Genomic DNA, 3,356 nt, shown 5'->3' with positions numbered 1-3,356 from the left:
AAGGTGATGTCTCTGTTTTTCTTTCCTCTATTACTACTAGCTAGGCAGTTACGAATTCACTGTAAATTAAGAAGGAACTAAGTTTATGAAAAAAACAGTTATTCTAAATGTCGTAGGATTAACGCCCAATTTACTAGGAGAAAATACACCGTTTTTATCTTCTTGGGCTGCGAAGGGGCAGGTAGCTTCTATAGGAAAAGTGTTACCTGCTGTGACTTGTTCAGTTCAGGCTACTTATTTAACAGGAAAATTGCCTGATGAACATGGAATTGTCGCTAATGGTTGGTACTTCCGTGATGAATGTGAAGTGAAGTTTTGGCGACAATCTAATAAACTTGTTCAGGCTCCCAAAATTTGGGAAATAGCTAAATCAATCGACCCCAATTTCACTTGTGCCAACCTTTTTTGGTGGTACAACATGTACTCTACAGCAGATTATGCGATTACACCGCGTCCGATGTATCCCGCAGATGGGAGAAAATTACCTGATATTTATACCCATCCTAGTGATGTGCGATCGCAAATTCAATCTGATTTAGGAAACTTCCCTTTATTCGATTTTTGGGGGCCAAAAACTACCATTAGTTCTAGTCAATGGATCGCCAATTCTGCTAAATGGATTGAGGAACGCTACAGCCCTACATTATCACTAGTTTATTTACCACATTTAGATTACTGTCTGCAAAAATTTGGTAACAATCAAACAGAGATTCAAGCAGATTTGCAAGAAATTGATGCTGTTTGTGGCGATTTAATTAAATATTTTGAAGCACGCAACACTCAAGTAATTATTCTTTCTGAGTATGGCATTACCCCAGTTTCTAAAGCTGTAGATTTAAACCGCGTACTACGGGAAAATGGTTTAATTGCTGTGCGAGAAGAATTAGGGCGAGAACTGCTCGATTTTGGTGCTAGCATTGCCTTTGCCGTTGCCGATCACCAAATCGCTCATGTATATGTAAATGATCCGGCGTATATCCCGAAAGTGCGATCGCTTTTAGAAGCGACTGAAGGCGTAGCGCAGGTATTGGATGAAGAGGGTAAACAAGCCTACCATCTCGATCATCCTAGATCGGGGGAGTTGGTAGCGATCGCACAATCTGACGCTTGGTTTACCTATTATTATTGGCTCGATGATGCGAAAGCGCCTGATTTTGCTAGAACTGTAGATATCCACCGCAAACCTGGTTACGATCCTGTAGAACTTTTCCTCGATCCGCAGATTACATTTCCTCAAGGAAAAATTGCTCTCAAGTTACTTAAAAAACAACTGGGTTTCCGCTACTTAATGGATGTGATTCCTCTGGATGCTTCTCTGGTGCGTGGTTCTCACGGTAATATCACCACTTCTCCAGATGAAGGGCCTCTATTTATCACCCATCAAACTCATTTAGTTAATGAACATCAAATTGAGGCGACAGATGTTTGCTCGTTGATTCTCAAACATTTAAATACCTGAAAGGCAGCATAGAGGCTGTATATTGCCTCTATATCCTCCCAAAATACAAAAAAATTTATGGTAATTCATAATCATATCGAGTATGATTTATATATAAACTCGTTATGACTATGAATTAGATTGTTCTATCAGTAGGCAACTGTCAATCTACTGTGGGCAATCTGAGTAACTTACATGGAGAGCTTCTTTACGCATGACTGAACCCCAAAACTTGACAACTGCTGATGGTATTCCAGTTAGCGATAACCAGAACTCACTCACGGCTGGAGCGCGTGGCCCTGTATTAATGCAGGATTTCCACCTTATAGAAAAGCTGGCTCATTTCAACAGAGAACGTATTCCTGAGCGCGTTGTCCACGCTAAAGGTGCGGCTGCTCATGGTACTTTGACTATTACCAATGACATCACCCGCTACAGTAAAGCCAAACTTTTTTCTGAAATTGGCAAGAAAACGGAACTTCTCTTGCGTTTCTCTACAGTCGGAGGAGAAAAAGGTTCAGCAGATGCCGAACGCGATCCTAGAGGTTTTTCCCTCAAGTTTTATACTGAGGAGGGTAACTGGGATCTTGTAGGTAACAATACCCCTATTTTCTTCATCCGCGACCCTTTGAAGTTTCCTGATTTTATCCATACCCAAAAGCGCAATCCTCAAACCAATTGCAAAGACCAGAATGCAAAGTGGGATTTTTGGTCACTCAGTCCAGAATCGCTTCACCAGGTGACGATCCTGTTTTCAGATCGGGGAATTCCCAAAACCCATCGCCACATGGATGGTTTTGGTAGCCACACCTTTAGTTTAATTAATGCCGAAGGCGATCGCGTTTGGTGTAAATTTCACTTTAAGACTCTGCAAGGGCATCAAACTTTGACAGAGGAAGAATCCGCTAAGATTAAGGGTGAAGATCCCGATCATGCGACTCATGATTTATTTGAAGCGATCGCTAAAAAAGATTATCCTAAGTGGCGGATGTGTATTCAGGTGATGACCGAGGAGCAAGCGGAAAAACATCCTGATAATCCTTTTGACTTGACCAAAGTTTGGAAACAAGGGGAATATCCTTTAATTGAAGTCGGGATATTAGAGCTTAATCGGAACCCTGAGAATTATTTTGCCGAAGTTGAGCAAGCCGCTTTTAGCCCTAGTGCAGTGGTTCCTGGCGTTAGTTTCTCTCCAGACAAAATGCTGCAAGCTCGAATTTTTTCTTACCCAGATGCTCAACGGTATCGTTTGGGTGGTAACTATCAGCAACTACCTGTTAACCAGCCCAAATGTCCAGTGATGCATTATCAGCGAGATGGCTTTATGGCATCGGGGAACAACGGCGGTAGCGTTCCTAACTATGAACCGAATAGTGCTGAGGGTACGCCTAAAGAAAATCCAGCTTATGCAGAACCACCTAGTCATTTGGGCGATGTCACAGTCGATCGTTACAGTCATCGTGAAGGAAATGACGATTACACCCAGGCAGGTAATCTGTATCGGTTACTAAATCCTGAACAGCAGCAGCGTCTTGCTAAAAATATTGTCGGTAGTCTCTCTCAAGCAAGGGAAGACATCCAAATGCGTCAACTTTGCCACTTCTTCCGAGCAGATATTTCTTATGGTCGTCGTGTAGCTGAAGGATTGGGCATTTCAATTGATCCATCAATGCTGGGTGCTACTGCTCAACCTGTAGGTAACTGGTAGCCTTATCCAATTTTGTGGGGTGTGTTATGCCGTAGGCTAACGCACCGAAAACCTGGATGCTGAGTTACGTACTTAAGCTAGATTCAAATCCCCGACTTCTTCAAGAAGTCGGGGATTTGATCAATCAAAACAGACTCTTTAATGGAGTTCAAAGACTCATTAATGGAGCTAAAAGACTCTTTAATGGAGTTCAAAGACTCATTAATGGAG

The 3,356-nt window shown here is 42.2% G+C and carries 2 protein-coding genes; both read left to right on the top strand.

All coding sequences use genetic code 11. The annotated features are described in order from the left end of the window. Positions 1-85: 85 nt before the first annotated feature. Complete coding sequence (locus tag VB740_RS14200) at positions 86-1,459, top strand: nucleotide pyrophosphatase/phosphodiesterase family protein (protein ID WP_323200630.1); 1,374 nt, start codon at positions 86-88, stop codon at positions 1,457-1,459. A gap of 193 nt (positions 1,460-1,652) precedes the next feature. Continuing rightward, positions 1,653-3,146: a catalase gene (locus tag VB740_RS14195; RefSeq protein ID WP_323200629.1), complete on the top strand. Its 1,494-nt coding sequence runs from the start codon at positions 1,653-1,655 to the stop codon at positions 3,144-3,146. Positions 3,147-3,356: the final 210 nt, after the last annotated feature.

Origin of the sequence: Nostoc sp. UHCC 0251, from assembly GCF_034932245.1 — a bacterium.
Classification (GTDB): domain Bacteria; phylum Cyanobacteriota; class Cyanobacteriia; order Cyanobacteriales; family Nostocaceae; genus Nostoc.
Note: the sequence above shows the minus strand (reverse complement) of the source record. Positions and strands in the feature narration are given on the sequence as shown.